Here is a 15,840-nt window from a genome sequence, read left to right as displayed (position 1 = left end):
AACGAAATCGGCGCGTTGAGCTCTCGCGATCTACGACAATGTGAATTAAAGTTTTCACACTGTTAAAAAAGCACGCAACAACCAATGAGCGCAAGCACTTTAAGAGATTTTACGTAAGTAAGTTCCACATAATGTTATTTTTGGCCGGTTTGGGAAGCCAACTCGCACAAATATGCCACAGGACCATATTTTTGCGAACAAAGATAACCTTGCGGCATTTTACGATCATCGCCACCAGCAACGCGAAATAGGCGTAAAATCAATTCATTAGAATGATTGGGCAGCCACAAATTGAAGCGTATTCCCGCAAAGTGCCTCGCGGTTTTTGAATAAGAATAAGCGTGAAATTGAGATTTAAAGCCGGTTGGTCATTTCAAGCCGTTTTATATGCACGTAGCACCCGCATTTTGAGGTATATGCGCCTATATGATTCATTAAAGCTGCTGCCTGCGGAGATCCTGTTCCATGTCGTTCAGCCCAAAAAATATTTTCATGAGTTTCATCGTATTGGGTGGACTCATGTTCATCGGTGCGGCTGGCTTCGTCTGGTGGATGCAGCAACAACCGATGTTTACTCCGGGAACCGTGGCCGAACGGACAGACCTTGACCCCATCGGAAAACAGGATGGCTATTGGCTGGTTTCTGAAGACATCAAGCTGAAAACCTTCTCCACCGGAGAGGGCAAGAATATCCTGTTCATTCATGGTGGGCCGGGCAGACCCTTGCAGCAAAGCGCACCCGCGTTTGATCTGCTTGGGGATGACTACCGCATCAACTATTACGATCAGCGCGGCACTGGCGGCTCAACCCGACCGTTCGATAGGTTCCCGGCAGAAGGTGACAACTGGTCCAAAATTCAACTGCTGGAAAGCACCCTTGGCATCTCCCAGCAACTTGCGGATATTGAACGCATTCGCCGTCTCCTTGGAGACGACAAACTCATCCTTGTGGGACACTCCTATGGTGCATTTCTCGCAGCCCTCTATGCAGCAGAGTTCCCGCAAAACGTAGACAAGCTGGTTTTGCTGAACCCAGCTGATCTGCTCGTCTTCCCATCGAAAAACGCAGACCTGTTTGCAACCATTCGCGAAAGCCTACACAAGCGCGACCAGAAAACCTACGACAAGTGGCAAAGACGGTATCTGGATCTGGAACAAATCTTCAAAGGCGATGAAGCTACGCTGCAGCAAGTGGATGCCGGCTTTACACCGTACTTTGAAAAGGTGTTTGGCAAGGGTGCCTTCAAAGACCTCCCTGCACTCCCAACAGACCAGATCGGCAGCTGGCAATCCCGCGCCCAATACTTCAGCATGGGCCTGAACCATGACTGGCGCGATGCCATGAAAAACATCAGTGCTGAAACACTGATCATCCACGGCAACAAAGACTTCCAGCCAATCACTGTCTCACAGCAATACGTAGAAACAATCCCGAATGCGAAAGTCCAACAGATAGACACCGCAGGCCACTTCCCACACTTCACCAACGCCGATGAACTTAGCAACAAACTCCGCGCGTTCCTGAAGGACTAACTCAGCATCATCCGCCCAAACGAGGCTTTGCCTTCAAAATTATGCGGTGCAATCCCCTCAACAAGAGCACCGCCAAAAAACAGCGCTCAATCCAACCTAACTCAGGTGACCATGAGGGGAATAACTTTGGGGCGGCACTCTGGCATAGGTGCCGTTCCCCGAGCAACGCACGCCCAGCGTCTTCAACGCAGAAAAAGAGTAATCCACGCAAAGCAACGCACATAACAACGCAAACAAGAATTAACGCTGCATACTCAGAGTGTTAAAGGTACGGAATAAGGATATCTTTCAAGATTGACCCCTTAGGGTAGGCATACATGCTGCCCTTGTCGTAGATGTACGGCGCAACCTCTAATCCGGCCTCAGCACAGATCAGTTGTCCCCCCAACGCATCCCAACTATTGACGCAACCATTGTAGGCTCCATCCACCTGCCCGGTCGCCACTTGGCACAGCGCCCAAGCCGCGGAGCCACACGCCCGTATCTGATGTTTTTCAGAAACCAACTTGTTGACCTTACTGAGGAAATCACGGTTGTTGTCTTGGTTGTAATTGAAGCTTAAGTTCACCACCAGCTCATGATCACACACAGTGCGCGGCACGAGCTTTTTGCCGTTCTCAAACGCACCAATCCCCCGGGCCGCATAAACGGTACGGCGGTGATAAGGTGCATGAACAACAGCAACCGCAGGTCCATCCTCATCAACAAAAGCCATGGAAATACAAAAGTCTGGCCGCCCGTAGAGATAGTTCGTCGTGCCATCAATGGGGTCAATAACCCAGCAGGGCGCAACCAACTCGCCGCCGCTTTCTTCCCCTTTAAATCCGTGCTCGGGAAACGCAATGCCCAGCGCGTGCTTGATGCGGCGTTCCACTTCCCGGTCCGCTTCACTCACGTAATCCAACAGGCCCTTGCTATCTATGTGCAGGTTTGCCCGGTCGTGAAACACCTCCAGAGCATAGACACCAACCTCTTCGGCAATCAGCCGTGCTTTCGCGAGTATCTCCTGCTGCATGATCTGGCACCTCTGGCAGTTATTCCCCTCAAAGGTATTGAGCAGATCATTCAAAAGAGCAACTTCGTATCAGGACTACCTTCAAGCTTCACCGCTAGATTTTATCTGGAAGAGCAACAGATTGGAGTGAACCGTGATGAACAGAGAACTTCCCACTCTCTATGCGTGTCTCGCCCTTGCAGGCACTGTGCCCTTCATCCTAGGAGCTATCGGTTTATCAGTAGGTTACTCGTTCTTACCCCTGATAGGCGCAACCGTTATCGCCATCAGCTTATACGCACTGGTGATCCTGTCTTTCATGGCTGGAACCCAGTGGGGCATGTTCTTTATAGCCCCTCATCCACGGCGTGGATGGTTGCTGTTATGGAGTAACTTTGTCGCACTCGCCGGTTGGTTTCTGTTTCTATTCACCGCCCCTATCGCATTTATACTCGGGCTTATCTTCCTGTTCACAGGCATGCTTTTTGTCGATTTTTTCCTACAACGCATGGAAATCACATCACGAAATTACCTTGGCGTACGCCTCACCGCCACAATCATCACCCTGATCGCATTGGGCGTAATCGCGTTGAACCTGTAAACACACAAAGCCTCTTCCCGCGAAACGCAGCAAGAGGCTTCATGAAAATACTCGTGTAATTTAAACCGCCTCTACCAGACCAACTTTCGGCTGCGTGCCTTGCGACTTATGCACGGCCAGCACAGCGGGATCAGCAGCCAACTTGCGAATGATCCGGTCAATGTTCCGGTACTCAGATGTCGGCTTATCAAAGCCATAAGCCCAACCCGCCATTGGGTAGAGTAATGCATCAGCAACAGACTTCTTATCCCCCAACAACCAGTCGCGCCCAACAAGGTGCTGCTCAATCTGAGAAAGCGCTTTATCGACCAGACTATGAGAGGCCTGCTGAACAGCCTTATGCTCCTTAGGATCTGTGGTGAATCGCATCGGCATAAAGTGAGGCCAGAAATACGGGTGTAACGTGCCAGAGATAAAGGCCAGCCAGCGGTGCAATTCAGCACGCTCGACAGTTCCAGCAGCTGGTGCAATTCCAGATTCTGAATGCTTATCAGCCAGATAAAGCAGAATGGCCAAACCTTCAGGTAGAACCATATCCCCGTCTACCAAAGTGGGAACAACTCCCGATGGGTTGATCTTCAAATAGGCTTCGGACTTCATCCCTGCAAAGTCCAGTTGTTCCACTTCATAGGGAGCGCCAATCCACTCAAGGACAATGTGCATTGCAGTCGCGCAGGTTCCGGGGGCTGAGTAAAGTTTCATAGTATTTTCCTCAAGGGTAAGGGTTAAGTGAGATGGGGCTCACCGTAAAAACTGTATTTATTCAATAGATTAGATAGCTCAGGCAGGTTCGACAGATATCTCACGGCGCTGCTTTGCATAGGCCACAGACAGAGGAAGAGCGAACAACGCAGCAGCGACACTGGTGCCAAGCATAATAGTTGTCATCGTTGTGGCATCCGTACTGTCCAACAAGCTGACGACAAAGCTGGCCAATCCGCCAACACCAAACTGAATGGCCCCATTGAGCGCTGAAACAGTGCCGTTATCCTCGGGCCGCACAGACAAAGCACCAACGATTGCATTGGTCGCTGTCAGACCCAACGCTCCAACAAACACGACAACACCAGCCACAATCCAAGGCAGGCCAAGGCCATACTGAGCAAAGCTCACCAACGCAGCTCCGGCAACAACCAGCAAAAGCGTGCCAGCAAAGATCTTGGGAACAGGGGCAACACGTTGAAGGACACGGGCATTCAAAAGGTTAGTGCCAATCATCGCCGCTGCATTCACGCCAACAAGGTAGCCATAGTTCTGCGGAGAGACGCCAAAATAGGTGATGTAAACGAAGGGAGATCCAGAAACGAAGACAAACAATCCTGCAAAAGCAAACGCCCCTGAAAAGATAAAGGCAAGGATCCGCCATTCTGAAAGGACTGAGAGATAACCGGAGACCACACCACGCAGCGAAAATCCACGTTTATCCTCCTGCTCAGGAGGAAGCAGAACAACCGCAACGGCCAGAGTTATCCCCCCAAACGCGGCCAGAACCATGAAGATGGCGGACCAACCAGCCAACGCGAGCACATATCCCCCTATGACCGGCGCAATCAAAGGTGCAACAACTGTCAATGCCATGATGTAGGAAATAATCACACTGCTCTGCTTTTCACCAAACCGACTGCGTACACTGGGAAAAACAACCACAGACCCTGCACCGCCAATCGCCTGAAGCAAGCGATAAACATAAAGCATTTCAATAGACTGCGCTGTCCCAGCAAGAACGGAGGAAACAACGAACAGGCCCAGACCACCAAGTAATACGGTACGCCGGCCCAAAGCAACTGATAATGGCCCAAGGAGAAGTTGCCCAAGCGCATAGCCAAACAGCAAGATGGCGACCGTCGCTTCCAGTTCATTTATGCCCGTTTGCAGGTCCGACGCAATCGTCGGCAAGGCAGGCAGATACATGTCTATCGCAAATGGAGCCAGCATGAAGACTGCTCCATAAATAGCGACGAATACCGCTTTGTTTTGCATGATACCCTCGTGTATTGGGGGCGAACTTATGCCCGCCTTGCAAAACAAAACTAACAATCAGCCAAACGAATAAGAATACTTCATTCAGAAATCAATTATTTCCATTAGACCACCAATAAGAATACCAAACAAAATGCCAGCAAGGTTTCCCTCACTGGCATATTTCAACGCAAACCTATTGATTTATATTAGCCTCTTAGCATGCGCCACAGATGGGTGGAACGATTACCACTCCGACAGTACGCCAAAACCGGGCGTGGTGCGTGCTCAAGAAACTCGGCCAGCTCCTGCGCCGCCTCTGCGAAGTTTGTCCCCGCACCGATCGGAATATAAATGTGCTCCAGCCCCTGTTCTTCAGCTGCTCCCGCAACTTCAAGGTAGGTCGGCTGACTACGCTCTTCATCATCAGGACGATTACAAACGATAGAGCGGAACCCCTGCTCCCGCGCCTTCGCCATATCCTCGGGATAAAGCTGACCTGCTACCCAGTAATCCTCGGTAAGTTTCTTAGCACGCAACTGCCCACCAGAGCCGCCACCTGCAATTTTCTGAAGTAGATTAGAGAACATTGACTGGAACTTTCAAAAAGGCATTCCCAGAGTCATCCGCTTCTGGCAGACGACCACCACGCATATTCACCTGAATGCTTGGTACGATAAGTTTGGGCACATCAAGTGTTGCATCACGAGCTTCGCGCATTTCGACGAACTTTTCACGAGGCGTACTATTGCCTACATGAATATTCTCGGCTTTTTCCGCTGCAACCGTTGTTTCAAATAGGATTTCACGCCCGCGCCCACCATAATCATGGCACATGAACAGCCGCATTTCATCCGGTAGGCTCAACACTTTCTGGATGGATTCATACAGAACAGTCGCATCACCACCGGGGAAATCAGCCCGCGCAGTCCCACTGTCTGGCATAAACAGCGTATCGCCGATAAAGGCTGCATCCCCAAAGACGTGCACCATACAAGCTGGTGTATGACCGGGCGTATGCATGGCAAACGCCTTCAGATTACCAATCTGGTAGGTATCACCGTCCTTGAACAGTTTATCGAACTGGCTGCCATCCCGCGCAAATTCAGTACCGGCATTAAACACCTTACCAAACACGCCCTGAACAACTGTTACCTGTTCACCAATGCCAATCTTCCCGCCCAGCTTCTCCTGAATATACGGCGCAGCAGACAAATGGTCCGCATGTACATGGGTCTCAAGCAGCCACTCAAGCGTCAAGCCATTGGAGCGAATATACGCGATCACTTCATCAGCATGATCGAAGGTTATCCGCCCTGCGGGATAGTCAATATCCATGACACTGTCGACAACAGCACACGCCTTTGTCTCCGGATCCGACACCACATACGTGATCGTGTTCGAAATCGGATCAAAGAAATCCTTGATATCCGCTTTTTGGTCCATCTGCACAGGATAGCTGCTCATGACATTCTCCCTTGTATTACTGCAAGTTATTCAAAATGTGCATGATCGGTCAGGCACGCCCGAATGCTCTGCGCGTTGATAGGTTTGCAACAAACCTTGCCAAGAGCATTCCCCCAATCATACAGGTTACAAATACAATCGCCTCAGGCGACAACAACGAAATTGAAACCAGCGCTGGACCAGGACAAAGACCAATTAATCCCCACCCTGCGCCAAAAATAGCCGACCCAAAAATCAAAGGTCGATCAATCTCCTGAAACGCAGGCATCCGAAAGTCATCAGCAACGAATGGCCGTGGAAGAAACCGCACCAGACGGAAAAACGGAAATGCAACCAAAATTGCACCGCCCATAACAAACGCCAGACTCGGATCCCAAGTCCCAAACACATCCAGGAAGTTTTGCACCTTCAAAGGGTTACTCATTCCCGAGATAGCCAAGCCCAACCCAAAGGTCAGACCGGCCAAAAAACCAGCTATGACACGTTTCATGAGTTATCCCCCCACCACATGGCGAACGACAAACACCACAAGTGCCCCAACAGACATAAAGGTCATGGTTGCAACAAGGGACCGAATGGAAAGACGGGAAAGCCCGCAAACACCATGCCCACTCGTACAACCACTGCCATAAACAGAACCAAAGCCTACCAAAGCACCCGCAACTGCGATCAGCGACAGATCTCCGGTAAACACCTGCTCAATATCCATACCGCCCACCATGAGAACCACAGGGGCAAGCACCAGCCCGGCAACAAAAGCGAGCTGCCAGCCCTTTTCTCCGTGCACCCAGGTTGACTTACCGTTTGCAAGTGTCCCGGTTTCAAACAGACGGCTAAATATGCCGCTTATTCCCGCTATTCGCCCATTGGCAAGCAACAGAATGACAGTAGACAAGCCGATTAATAAGCCTCCGGCCAGAGAAGCGTATGGGGTAAATTCAGTTGTCATTTTTTACTCTTACTCCCCTTTTAGGAGGGAGATGTTTGATGGAGGGAAAGATCGATGGTTACGCAATTCCATGATCGTTATTCTTATTTTCTAATTTAGTTATAACTAATATATAACGTCTATGAAGAGTGTCAAGCAGCAACCGCCCCCATTTATGCGAATCTCCTAATACTCATCGCCAGTTGCACAAGGTGTTCAGCTCGCATACCCTTGCCCTATACGTAAAGAAACGACCTCATGCCGCATCTGCGCGATATAATTGGGAGATTGTCGTTTCGCTATAGATTATAAAGGGATGGATATGATCGACGAAGACCTGAAGGGTGAACTGGAGCTGTTCCGCGACAACGTTAAGCGGTTCATCGAAGCAGAGATTCTTCCCCACTATGAGAAATGGGAGAAGGCAGGTATCTTCCCGAGAACCATCTGGAACAAGATGGGCGAGCAAGGCCTGCTCTCCGTTGATACTCCAGAGGAATACGGCGGTTTCGGAACCAACTTCATGTTCTCGATGATCGTTGTCGAAGAGTTCAGCCGCGCCAACTGCTCCGGTCTTGGCGTCTCCCTCAGCGTGCACTCAGATATTGTTGCACCCTACATTGTCAACCACGGTTCAGAAGAGCAAAAGCTGAAGTACTTGCCCAAAATGGTGACTGGCGAATGCGTCGGCGCAATCGCGATGACGGAACCAACCGCAGGATCTGACCTTCAGAGCATTCGTACCATCGCACGCAAAGACGGCGATGATTACATCATCAACGGCAGCAAGATCTTCATTACAAACGGCCAACATGCAGATGTTGTGATCGTTGTAGCCAAAACAAACCTAGACGTGTCTGGCTCCAAAGGAACAAGCCTGTTCCTCATAGATGCAGACAATCCGGGCTTCAAACGCGGTCAGAACCTCGACAAAATCGGCCTGCATTCCTCAGACACATCGGAGCTCTTCTTTGAGGATCTTCGTGTCCCAGCCAGCGCATGCCTTGGCAAGCTGGACACCGGCTTCCACATCATGATGAACGAACTCCCGCGCGAACGTCTCACTCTCGCGGTTGGCGCGGTTGCCAGTGCTGAAGGCGTAATCGCCATGACATCCCAGTATGTTAAAGACCGTCAGGCTTTCGGTCGCCCAATCGCCACCTTACAAAACACGCGCTTCAAAATGGCAGAGATGGCGACGGACGTGCGTGTACACCGCGCCTTCGTCAACGAATGTTGCGACCTGTTCACGGAAGGCAAGCTGGATAACACCACTGTCAGCATGGCGAAACTGGGAACCACAGAAATGCAAGGGCGTGTCGTTGACGGATGTCTGCAATTGCATGGCGGTTATGGCTACATGACAGAATACGGAATCTCTCGTGCATTCGTTGATGCGCGCGTCCAACGTATCTACGGCGGCACGTCAGAAATTATGAAAGAACTGATCAGCCGCGAAGTACTCGCATAACCCAACAACAAGTCAGGGGAGGCTAACACGTCTCCCCTTCGTCCCTACTCGCTTCGTACACTACGCAGCTTATCGAACTGCATCACACCATTTTCCGAGGTCCAGAGGTGCTTACCTTCGCCTTTAAGAATGGTATTTAACTCAGTGCTGTAGGCGTATTTGGTTACCATCGGCTCGCCATTTTCGGTCACAGTCTCAAAAGTAACGTCCATTACATCATAGACACAGCGACCCACTTGCAAGCGAGACGGATCTCCAACTGAGAACTTGTAGGGAACCTTGCTCCGAACTTTGTTGTCGTTTTCAAAAACATCAACCTGAGCTCTCCAGATTTTGCCAACTTCCAATGGAAAGAACCTGGAAAACGGGACATCCGGCACGTAGGTACGGTTTGTGCCCAAGCCGCGCTCATAGGAGAGAAACAGCCCGTTTTCGTGAACATGGATCTGGTCACGAACCACACCGAACTTATCGTTTAGATGAAGCTCAGTCAGCTGACCTTCATTATCCGACCTCACGAACAAGCGAACTTGGAGGCTGCTGTTAATCAGCACCATACCTGTCCCCATAGAGTCCGCAGTCGGGCAATCTTGTGCCAGTGCCGCGTTACTTAGGAAAACACTTCCGAGCAGTCCTATAACGATTTTTACTATATCAGTGGATCTTATCATCGATCTATCAAGTCATTTTTTCTTTTGCTTATCGCAGCTTGTCTAACAGACATCTAGAAAGTTAGGCTTGATATATGCAATTTACCTAGTAGATACTTCGTGGTACGCCCATATACGTACAACGCAAAACAACTAATTGAATAACCTAATTAATTAGAGGTTTAGAAGACCAACAATTCTAAGTGCATCGGTGTTCCCCTTTGTCGCATGCAACTGTAGATGGGAAAGAATTGAGCTAATTCTAATCCCACGATTGGCAACCCAACGGTTGCGAATGGACGCATGGGGAACGCTGCGATGATGAAGTGCGACAGGTAACCACTGATCATTGAGCACCGGTGCACCAGAAGACCCTGGCTCCGTATCGCTTGTATAAGTGATGAAATCCCCCTGAGTGGTAAGGATCCTGCTGTTTCGCAGAGATAAGCTTTTCAAGCCTCCATTCGGGTGATGGATGATTGAAACTGGCTCACCTTTTACGGCTTTTCCGGATTGAGCCATGAGCTTCAGAAATCCGAAATCAGACAGTTGAGCACTTTCATTGTTGCTCGGTTCAATGGAGACGAAGGAGTAGTCCAACTCATCGCCGGGACTGGTAAAGAACACATCTTCCGTTACTGTAAACACCTTGGTGTGGCCCAGAGAGAAATCATCGGTGATGGCATAATCAAAAATGACCTTTGCCATCCCTGCCATATTTCGTGAGCGAACAACGTGATTGTTGGTGAGCAACAAGTTCGGCGCAACAAGGAACCCAGAACCAGCGCCGGCAGGGATCTGTCCCCCTCTATAAAGCTGCACTTTGCAGACAGCCTTTGCAGCGTTCATCCCCCGGCTCAGAAAGTTGATCGGAAAAATATCCGATGTTCCCATAATACGCTCGAATGCCGTCTCATCCCCTTCAGGGATAAGCCCCCTCCTTACTTTAAGACGCTCAGGCTGATCCCAGTGTACATCAACAGGATGACCTCCGGCCCTTCTCTCACCTCCCCAGAAGTCACATAAACGACAGTCACAGTTTTTCACCTGCATTTCCCACCTCAGTCGCAAAGTTTACGTCTCTAAAAGAAGACTAAAGCGGACCATTGCTGTGAACCTTCATGTTTTCTTCATTATCAGATCAACAAAGCCTAGGGGATTGGGGGAGTGTCATTCCCTCCCGCACGAATTAGTTTTAGAAGTACCTATTGAACAACCGATAATTGTAATTACATTAGAAGTACATTTGTAATGCAAAGGTGAGACATGCCCTCGAGATCCATATCGCTAAGCGTTCGCTTAACTCAAGACGAATCCGAACGTTTAGCCCGACTGCATTTTCCAGATGCAAAGACGCCAAGTGACAAAATCAGGGCATTAATTGCAGCACCGGAAGACAGTTTTGCGTCGCTGGATCAGGGCACTCATACGTTTGCCGCGCGCAAACTGGTTAAACCAGCGAGCGATATGCTGGACCAGAATAACAGCCAGTCAGACACCCTGCGGCTTCTGACTGATCGATTACCTCTCCTTTTGGGAGAGCTGGCGAGCAAAGCCAACAGCGGTAATTTAAAAGAGATGGAAACCGCAGTTACAGAAGATTTTTTTGAGCTTGTAGAGCTGGTGTTACAGGCAGGGTTGAGACGAAACCCGCGCCTTCAAAACCCAGAGCTTTTCAAAGAGCTCGTTGACGACATGCGCAGCTCAACTGAACTTTTGCGCAACCGCTTAAACTCGAAATAGCCTTGGAGGATTTTATGACTGAATCTCTATTATCTCGCGTAGGTCGCCTTGTGTCTGGAACCGCAAACTCAATCGTTGATGCTGTAGAAAACGCTGCTCCCGATTTGATCATGAAACAAGCTATTCGCGAACTCGAAAGCGCAGTTGAAGACGTTCGTGATGCTCTGGGTCTAGCAGCAGTCAAGAAGCACGTAGCAAGCCAGAGATTAGCCGAAACCAACAAAACACACGAAGAGCTATCTGAAAAAATAGGCATCGCATTGAAGGCTGGAGAAAAAGATCTTGCTCGGACAGCTGTAGCCCGCCAGATGGATCTGGAAGCCCAAATTCCGATATTGGAAAAAACCATTGCAGACGCGGGTGATGAAGAACAGGAACTCAACAACTCTATTCTTGCATTGCAAGGTCGCAAACGGGAGATGACCGATCAGCTTGACACTTACATCACACAAAAAAAAGCCGCTATGAAACAAGAAGCTGCGGGTGAAGCAGGTGCAGAACGTAAGCTCAGCTCAACACTCGATAATGCAAACTCTGCATTTGAACGCGCGATGAAAGCAGCAACTGGTGTTCCCGCCAGCATCAACAATGGGTCCATGGCAGATGATGCAAAACTCGCTAAGCTGGATAAAATGACCCGCGATCACCGCGTAGAAGAACGCCTGGCAGCTTTAGAAGTTGAGCTAGAATAAGGTCGCTGTCACAACACACTCGGCATTGGGGGATGAATTGGCAGAGCTAATATTTTCGAGCGAGACCTATCTGTTCACACTGGCAGTCTTCGTCATGCTGGCTTTAGCACTGCTGGAGGTGATGGGTATGGTCTTTGGCCTGTCCTTGTCTGGTCTGGTCGATGACATACTGCCAGATATGGATGCTGACATCGACGCAGAGGTGTCCATCAACGTCGCTGGCTCTGGACCGATCGAGGGTTTCCTATCCTTTCTGGCAATTGGCAAGGTCCCGTTTATCGTTCTGCTGATAATTCTCTTAACGAGTTTCGGCATCTTTGGCGTGTTGCTGCAGTACACTGCGTATTCGACCTTCGGCACGCTCCTTCCATTTTGGATGACAGTTCTGCCGGTAAGCGTTGCCGCCCTTTGGTTCACAGGGAAGTCGGGTCACGCCTTGGCCCGCATCATGCCCAAAGTGGAGACAGATGCACGGTCAAGAGATGCCTTGATTGGAGAGATTGCCGTACTCACCCTTGGCAATGCCACAGCTGAATTGCAGGCCGAAGCCAGAGTGACAGACGACTTTGGAACCCGGCATTACATACAGATTACGTCAGACCAGCCAGAGACAACTTTAATGCAAGGGGACGAAGTCCTGCTTGTCGGCCTGAACGGTCACCTTTTCACAGCAATTCCCAACCCACATATGAATTTATCACCTCGTAAAGACACGCTTGCAAATTAATCTCTCAATTTTGAGGTCCTAAATGTTTACAGAAACACAAAATGCAATGGCAGGCCAATCTAGCAATATGGCAGAACTGCTCATACTAGTCGCAGTCATCCTTGTTGCCCTGCTCACAATAGGCATAGTCTTTTCACGCCTTTATGTGCGATCTTCAAAGGAAGTTGGCTTCGTTCGAACCGGATTTGGCGGCCAGAAAATCATCATGAACGGCGGCGCTATCGTGATGCCCGTATTACATGAAATCATTCGGGTAAACATGAATACTCTGCGCCTTGAAGTGCGCAGAGCGGATGAAGCAGCACTCATCACCCGCGATAGAATGCGCGTTGATGTGGTGGCAGAATTTTACCTCCGTGTACAACCAACTCTTGAGTCTATCGCCAATGCCGCTCAAACCCTTGGCATTCGGACAATGCACCCCGAAGACCTGAAAAACCTTATCGAAGGTAAGTTCGTTGATGCCCTGCGCGCTGTGGCCGCTGAAATGGCGATGGAGGAATTACACGAACAACGCGTCTCCTTTGTACAAAAAGTGCAGGCAGCCGTTTCCGAAGATCTGCTTAAAAACGGGCTGGAATTAGAATCCGTCTCGCTCACAGGTCTGGATCAGACCCGCATGGAATATTTCAATCCTAACAACGCCTTTGATGCGGAAGGCTTGACAAAACTCACACAGGAAATTGAGGATCGTCGCCGCAAGCGGAACGATATTGAGCAAGATACTGAAGTTTTGATCCGCCGCAAAAACCTTGATGCTGAGCAACAAAAACTGGAGATCGCCCGTGAGGAGGAATACGCCACACTGGAGCAGCAACGCGATCTGGAAATCCGCCGTGCAAAACAGCAAGCTTTGATTGCCACGGAACAAGCAGAACGCCGCCGCGACGCAGAACAAGCGGAAATCACCTCCAAACTGGAAATTCGCCAGTCAGCAATTTCCTCAGAGCGTCAAGTCAAAGAACAGGAAATCCTCAAAGATCGCGCGCTGGAAGAAACCCGCATTGAGAAAGAGAAGATCCTTGAACTGATTCAGCAAGATCGCTCTATCGCCGTCTCTGAAAAATCCAGGGCACTCTCCAACGCGGATGCAGCAGCAAACGAAGCCCGAGCTATCGCTATTAAGGCAGAAGAGCAGGTTATCACCGCACAGGAGATCGAAAAAGCGGACCGTCTGAAACAGGTTGATCTAGTTCTTGCCTCGCAAGATGCAGAGCGTTCCGCAATTTCCGTCACTGTTGCAGCAGAAGCCGAAAAACAAGCCGCAGAAGATCATGCCCACGCAGTCCGCTTGAAAGCTGGCGGTGATGCGGACCGGATCCGTATCGCAGCAAACGCAGACGCCGATGCCGTGACTACCCGTGCAGAAGCCGACAAACTACGGCTGGCAGTTGAAGCTGAAGGTAAGCGTATCTTGAACGAAGCCTCCAACTTGCTGTCACCTGAACAGATCAAAATGCAGATCAAACTTGCCTTGATTGAAGCACTGCCAGAAATGATCACCGCCAGCGTTAAGCCCATGGAGAAAATTGACGAGATCAAGATTCTGCAGGTCGATGGCTTTGTTGGAAATGGGGCAGCCCCAACAAACGGAGCAGCCACGTCAGAAGGCGGCGCAGGTCTGTCAGATCAACTGGTGAACTCAGCGCTCAGATATCGCTCACAGGCACCATTGGTAGACAGCCTGCTGAGTGAACTTGGCATTCCCGGCCTAACACCAAGTGAGCTGGCTCAGTCAGTCTCCAAAGAAGGCGCATAAAGCGTATTTTTGAAAAACACCTATCGGTTTTCGGATAGGAATGCGTGAGAAAACGAGAAAGCCCCGCTAACCAGCGGGGCTTTCCTATCATCAAAAAAGCTGAGTGTTTAAAGACCCATCTGCCGGCCAGCCAGATCCTTCATGATCTCGGAAGAGCCACCGCCAATGGTCATCACCTTGGTTTCACGATAAACTCGCTCCACCTTTGTTCCGCGCATATAACCAGCACCGCCAAGGATTTGCAGGCACTCGTTCGCTACATATTCCAGCGTGCTTGTGGCAAGGTTCTTCGCCATGCAGATCTCGGTGATTGGGCTTTCACCATTCTGCAAGCGCACTGCCATCTCTTCCAACACGCAGCGAACGGCTTGCATCTTCATTGCCATATCAACGAACTTGTGGCGGATAACCTGACGATGGATCAACGGCTTACCGAAGGTCTCGCGTTGTTTTGCCCATTCCAATGCCTCTTCAAACACACCAAGCATATGCCCATAGCAGGCTGAGGAGAGGAACAAGCGCTCATTGTTGAAGTTGAGCATGATCCCCATAAAACCAGCATTCTCGCCGCCGATGAGGTTCCCCACCGGCACCTTCACATTATCAAAATGCAGCGTTGCCGTGTCAGAAGCCCACCAACCCATTTTATGCAGTGGCGTCTGAGTAAACCCTTCCATCCCCTTCTCAACGAGAAGAAGCGAAATTCCGCCCATGCCGCTATCACCAGTCCGCACCGCAACCGTATAGTAATCGGCACGCATACCCGAGGTGATAAACGTCTTCTCACCGTTGAGGATGTAATGCCCATTTTCCCGATGCGCGACAGTTTTCAAGTTCTGAACGTCAGACCCCCCGCCGGGTTCCGTAATCGCAAGCGCGGAAATCTTCTCACCTGCAAGGACTGCTGGCAAAACCCGCTTTTTCAACTCCGCTGATGCAAGATGTGCAATCGGAGGTGACCCAATGGTGTGGCTCATGAGCCCCGCGCTGATACCGCCAGTCCCCGCCCTGCCAAGCTCTACAGCGGCAAGATAGGACAACGGATAATCGACACCAGTCCCGCCATACTCTTCCGGGAACATGATACCGAGAAGACCAATGTCAGCGGCTTTCTTATAAAGCTCACGAGGAAACTCGTTGGCTTCATCCCATTGAGCAGCATAGGGCGCGACTTCAGCAGCCACAAAGCGTTTGAGGACATCACGAAACGCTTCATGCTCCTCACTAAACATAGTGGATTTTCGGTTCAATCCGAAATCAGGAAGGTTAAGTGTCATCATTCTCTCCTCCGCGCAATATGCGGAACAACATCATCG

The 15,840-nt window shown here is 50.1% G+C and carries 17 protein-coding genes; 7 read left to right on the top strand and 10 right to left on the bottom strand.

All coding sequences use genetic code 11. The features are described from left to right. Window positions 1–465 precede the first annotated feature (465 nt). A complete protein-coding gene (locus tag BLS62_RS22755; RefSeq protein WP_093186537.1) occupies window positions 466–1,533 on the top strand; it encodes an alpha/beta fold hydrolase in 1,068 nt (355 codons plus the stop codon). A gap of 262 nt (window positions 1,534–1,795) precedes the next feature. Here BLS62_RS22755 and BLS62_RS22750 read toward each other — a convergent pair whose 3' ends face one another. After that, window positions 1,796–2,548 carry an inositol monophosphatase family protein gene (locus tag BLS62_RS22750; RefSeq protein ID WP_093186534.1) on the bottom strand — a complete coding sequence of 251 codons (753 nt, stop codon included), beginning with the start codon at window positions 2,546–2,548 and terminating at the stop codon, window positions 1,796–1,798. Window positions 2,549–2,684: 136 nt separating this feature from the next. Here BLS62_RS22750 and BLS62_RS22745 point away from each other — a divergent pair, with 136 nt between their 5' ends. Further along, on the top strand, window positions 2,685–3,128 hold the full coding sequence (locus BLS62_RS22745) for a DUF3429 domain-containing protein (RefSeq protein ID WP_093186530.1): 444 nt from the start codon (window positions 2,685–2,687) through the stop codon (window positions 3,126–3,128). 60 nt (window positions 3,129–3,188) lie between these two features. On the opposite strand, the gene BLS62_RS22740 is transcribed toward BLS62_RS22745, so the two are convergent. The 6 genes from BLS62_RS22740 to BLS62_RS22715 form a co-directional block, all read right to left on the bottom strand. Continuing rightward, on the bottom strand, window positions 3,189–3,830 hold the full coding sequence (locus BLS62_RS22740; protein WP_093186525.1) for a glutathione S-transferase family protein: 642 nt from the start codon (window positions 3,828–3,830) through the stop codon (window positions 3,189–3,191). Between the two features lie 78 nt (window positions 3,831–3,908). After that, a complete protein-coding gene (locus tag BLS62_RS22735; protein WP_093186520.1) occupies window positions 3,909–5,108 on the bottom strand; it encodes a Bcr/CflA family efflux MFS transporter in 1,200 nt (399 codons plus the stop codon). A 188-nt stretch (window positions 5,109–5,296) separates the two neighbouring features. Beyond that, window positions 5,297–5,677 (bottom strand): protein tyrosine phosphatase family protein, encoded by a 381-nt coding sequence (locus tag BLS62_RS22730; protein ID WP_093186515.1) that lies wholly within the window; start codon window positions 5,675–5,677, stop codon window positions 5,297–5,299. Next, entirely contained in the window at window positions 5,667–6,554 is an 888-nt protein-coding gene (locus BLS62_RS22725) for an MBL fold metallo-hydrolase (protein WP_093186510.1), read from the bottom strand. The genes BLS62_RS22730 and BLS62_RS22725 overlap by 11 nt, the downstream gene beginning before the upstream one ends. A gap of 49 nt (window positions 6,555–6,603) precedes the next feature. After that, window positions 6,604–7,044 (bottom strand): DUF6691 family protein, encoded by a 441-nt coding sequence (locus BLS62_RS22720; RefSeq protein ID WP_093186505.1) that lies wholly within the window; start codon window positions 7,042–7,044, stop codon window positions 6,604–6,606. Window positions 7,045–7,047: 3 nt separating this feature from the next. Beyond that, window positions 7,048–7,503: a YeeE/YedE family protein gene (locus BLS62_RS22715; RefSeq protein ID WP_143521589.1), complete on the bottom strand. Its 456-nt coding sequence runs from the start codon at window positions 7,501–7,503 to the stop codon at window positions 7,048–7,050. Window positions 7,504–7,804: 301 nt separating this feature from the next. Between BLS62_RS22715 and BLS62_RS22710 the strand changes: the two genes are divergently transcribed. Beyond that, window positions 7,805–8,953, top strand: coding sequence for an acyl-CoA dehydrogenase family protein (locus BLS62_RS22710; RefSeq protein WP_093189453.1), 1,149 nt, complete (start codon window positions 7,805–7,807; stop codon window positions 8,951–8,953). A 44-nt stretch (window positions 8,954–8,997) separates the two neighbouring features. Here the strand turns inward: BLS62_RS22710 and BLS62_RS22705 are convergent, their stop codons facing one another. Further along, window positions 8,998–9,510: a hypothetical protein gene (locus BLS62_RS22705; RefSeq protein WP_208991042.1), complete on the bottom strand. Its 513-nt coding sequence runs from the start codon at window positions 9,508–9,510 to the stop codon at window positions 8,998–9,000. Between the two features lie 267 nt (window positions 9,511–9,777). Beyond that, the gene (locus tag BLS62_RS22700) at window positions 9,778–10,650 is read right to left on the bottom strand and encodes a trypsin-like serine peptidase (RefSeq protein ID WP_208991041.1); all 873 of its coding nucleotides are present in this window, start codon (window positions 10,648–10,650) and stop codon (window positions 9,778–9,780) included. Between the two features lie 219 nt (window positions 10,651–10,869). Between BLS62_RS22700 and BLS62_RS31780 the strand changes: the two genes are divergently transcribed. From BLS62_RS31780 to BLS62_RS22680, 4 genes are read left to right on the top strand one after another with little or no spacing between them, the layout of a single operon-like run. Beyond that, window positions 10,870–11,346, top strand: coding sequence for a hypothetical protein (locus tag BLS62_RS31780; RefSeq protein ID WP_208991040.1), 477 nt, complete (start codon window positions 10,870–10,872; stop codon window positions 11,344–11,346). 14 nt (window positions 11,347–11,360) lie between these two features. Further along, window positions 11,361–12,038: a PspA/IM30 family protein gene (locus BLS62_RS22690; protein ID WP_093186498.1), complete on the top strand. Its 678-nt coding sequence runs from the start codon at window positions 11,361–11,363 to the stop codon at window positions 12,036–12,038. 37 nt (window positions 12,039–12,075) lie between these two features. Further along, complete coding sequence (locus BLS62_RS22685; RefSeq protein WP_093186493.1) at window positions 12,076–12,765, top strand: YqiJ family protein; 690 nt, start codon at window positions 12,076–12,078, stop codon at window positions 12,763–12,765. 22 nt (window positions 12,766–12,787) lie between these two features. Further along, on the top strand, window positions 12,788–14,524 hold the full coding sequence (locus BLS62_RS22680) for a flotillin family protein (protein WP_093186488.1): 1,737 nt from the start codon (window positions 12,788–12,790) through the stop codon (window positions 14,522–14,524). 107 nt (window positions 14,525–14,631) lie between these two features. Here the strand turns inward: BLS62_RS22680 and BLS62_RS22675 are convergent, their stop codons facing one another. Continuing rightward, window positions 14,632–15,804, bottom strand: a complete 1,173-nt coding sequence (locus BLS62_RS22675) for an acyl-CoA dehydrogenase family protein (RefSeq protein ID WP_093186483.1) — start codon at window positions 15,802–15,804, stop codon at window positions 14,632–14,634. Window positions 15,805–15,840: the final 36 nt, after the last annotated feature.

Source organism: Pseudovibrio sp. Tun.PSC04-5.I4 (genome assembly GCF_900104145.1).
Lineage (GTDB): Bacteria > Pseudomonadota > Alphaproteobacteria > Rhizobiales > Stappiaceae > Pseudovibrio.
The sequence above is the reverse complement of the archived record's forward strand: the minus strand, read 5'-3'. Positions and strand labels throughout refer to the sequence as shown.

What these genes read in the sequence shown, in the direction of transcription:
- BLS62_RS22755 (WP_093186537.1), top strand. Translation starts at nt 466, where the DNA reads ATGTCGTTCAGCCCAAAAAATATTTTCATGAGTTTCATCGTATTGGGT.
- BLS62_RS22750 (WP_093186534.1), bottom strand. Translation starts at nt 2,548, where the DNA reads ATGCAGCAGGAGATACTCGCGAAAGCACGGCTGATTGCCGAAGAGGTT.
- BLS62_RS22745 (WP_093186530.1), top strand. Translation starts at nt 2,685, where the DNA reads ATGAACAGAGAACTTCCCACTCTCTATGCGTGTCTCGCCCTTGCAGGC.
- BLS62_RS22740 (WP_093186525.1), bottom strand. Translation starts at nt 3,830, where the DNA reads ATGAAACTTTACTCAGCCCCCGGAACCTGCGCGACTGCAATGCACATT.
- BLS62_RS22735 (WP_093186520.1), bottom strand. Translation starts at nt 5,108, where the DNA reads ATGCAAAACAAAGCGGTATTCGTCGCTATTTATGGAGCAGTCTTCATG.
- BLS62_RS22730 (WP_093186515.1), bottom strand. Translation starts at nt 5,677, where the DNA reads ATGTTCTCTAATCTACTTCAGAAAATTGCAGGTGGCGGCTCTGGTGGG.
- BLS62_RS22725 (WP_093186510.1), bottom strand. Translation starts at nt 6,554, where the DNA reads ATGAGCAGCTATCCTGTGCAGATGGACCAAAAAGCGGATATCAAGGAT.
- BLS62_RS22720 (WP_093186505.1), bottom strand. Translation starts at nt 7,044, where the DNA reads ATGAAACGTGTCATAGCTGGTTTTTTGGCCGGTCTGACCTTTGGGTTG.
- BLS62_RS22715 (WP_143521589.1), bottom strand. Translation starts at nt 7,503, where the DNA reads ATGACAACTGAATTTACCCCATACGCTTCTCTGGCCGGAGGCTTATTA.
- BLS62_RS22710 (WP_093189453.1), top strand. Translation starts at nt 7,805, where the DNA reads ATGATCGACGAAGACCTGAAGGGTGAACTGGAGCTGTTCCGCGACAAC.
- BLS62_RS22705 (WP_208991042.1), bottom strand. Translation starts at nt 9,510, where the DNA reads ATGGTGCTGATTAACAGCAGCCTCCAAGTTCGCTTGTTCGTGAGGTCG.
- BLS62_RS31780 (WP_208991040.1), top strand. Translation starts at nt 10,870, where the DNA reads ATGCCCTCGAGATCCATATCGCTAAGCGTTCGCTTAACTCAAGACGAA.
- BLS62_RS22690 (WP_093186498.1), top strand. Translation starts at nt 11,361, where the DNA reads ATGACTGAATCTCTATTATCTCGCGTAGGTCGCCTTGTGTCTGGAACC.
- BLS62_RS22680 (WP_093186488.1), top strand. Translation starts at nt 12,788, where the DNA reads ATGTTTACAGAAACACAAAATGCAATGGCAGGCCAATCTAGCAATATG.
- BLS62_RS22675 (WP_093186483.1), bottom strand. Translation starts at nt 15,804, where the DNA reads ATGATGACACTTAACCTTCCTGATTTCGGATTGAACCGAAAATCCACT.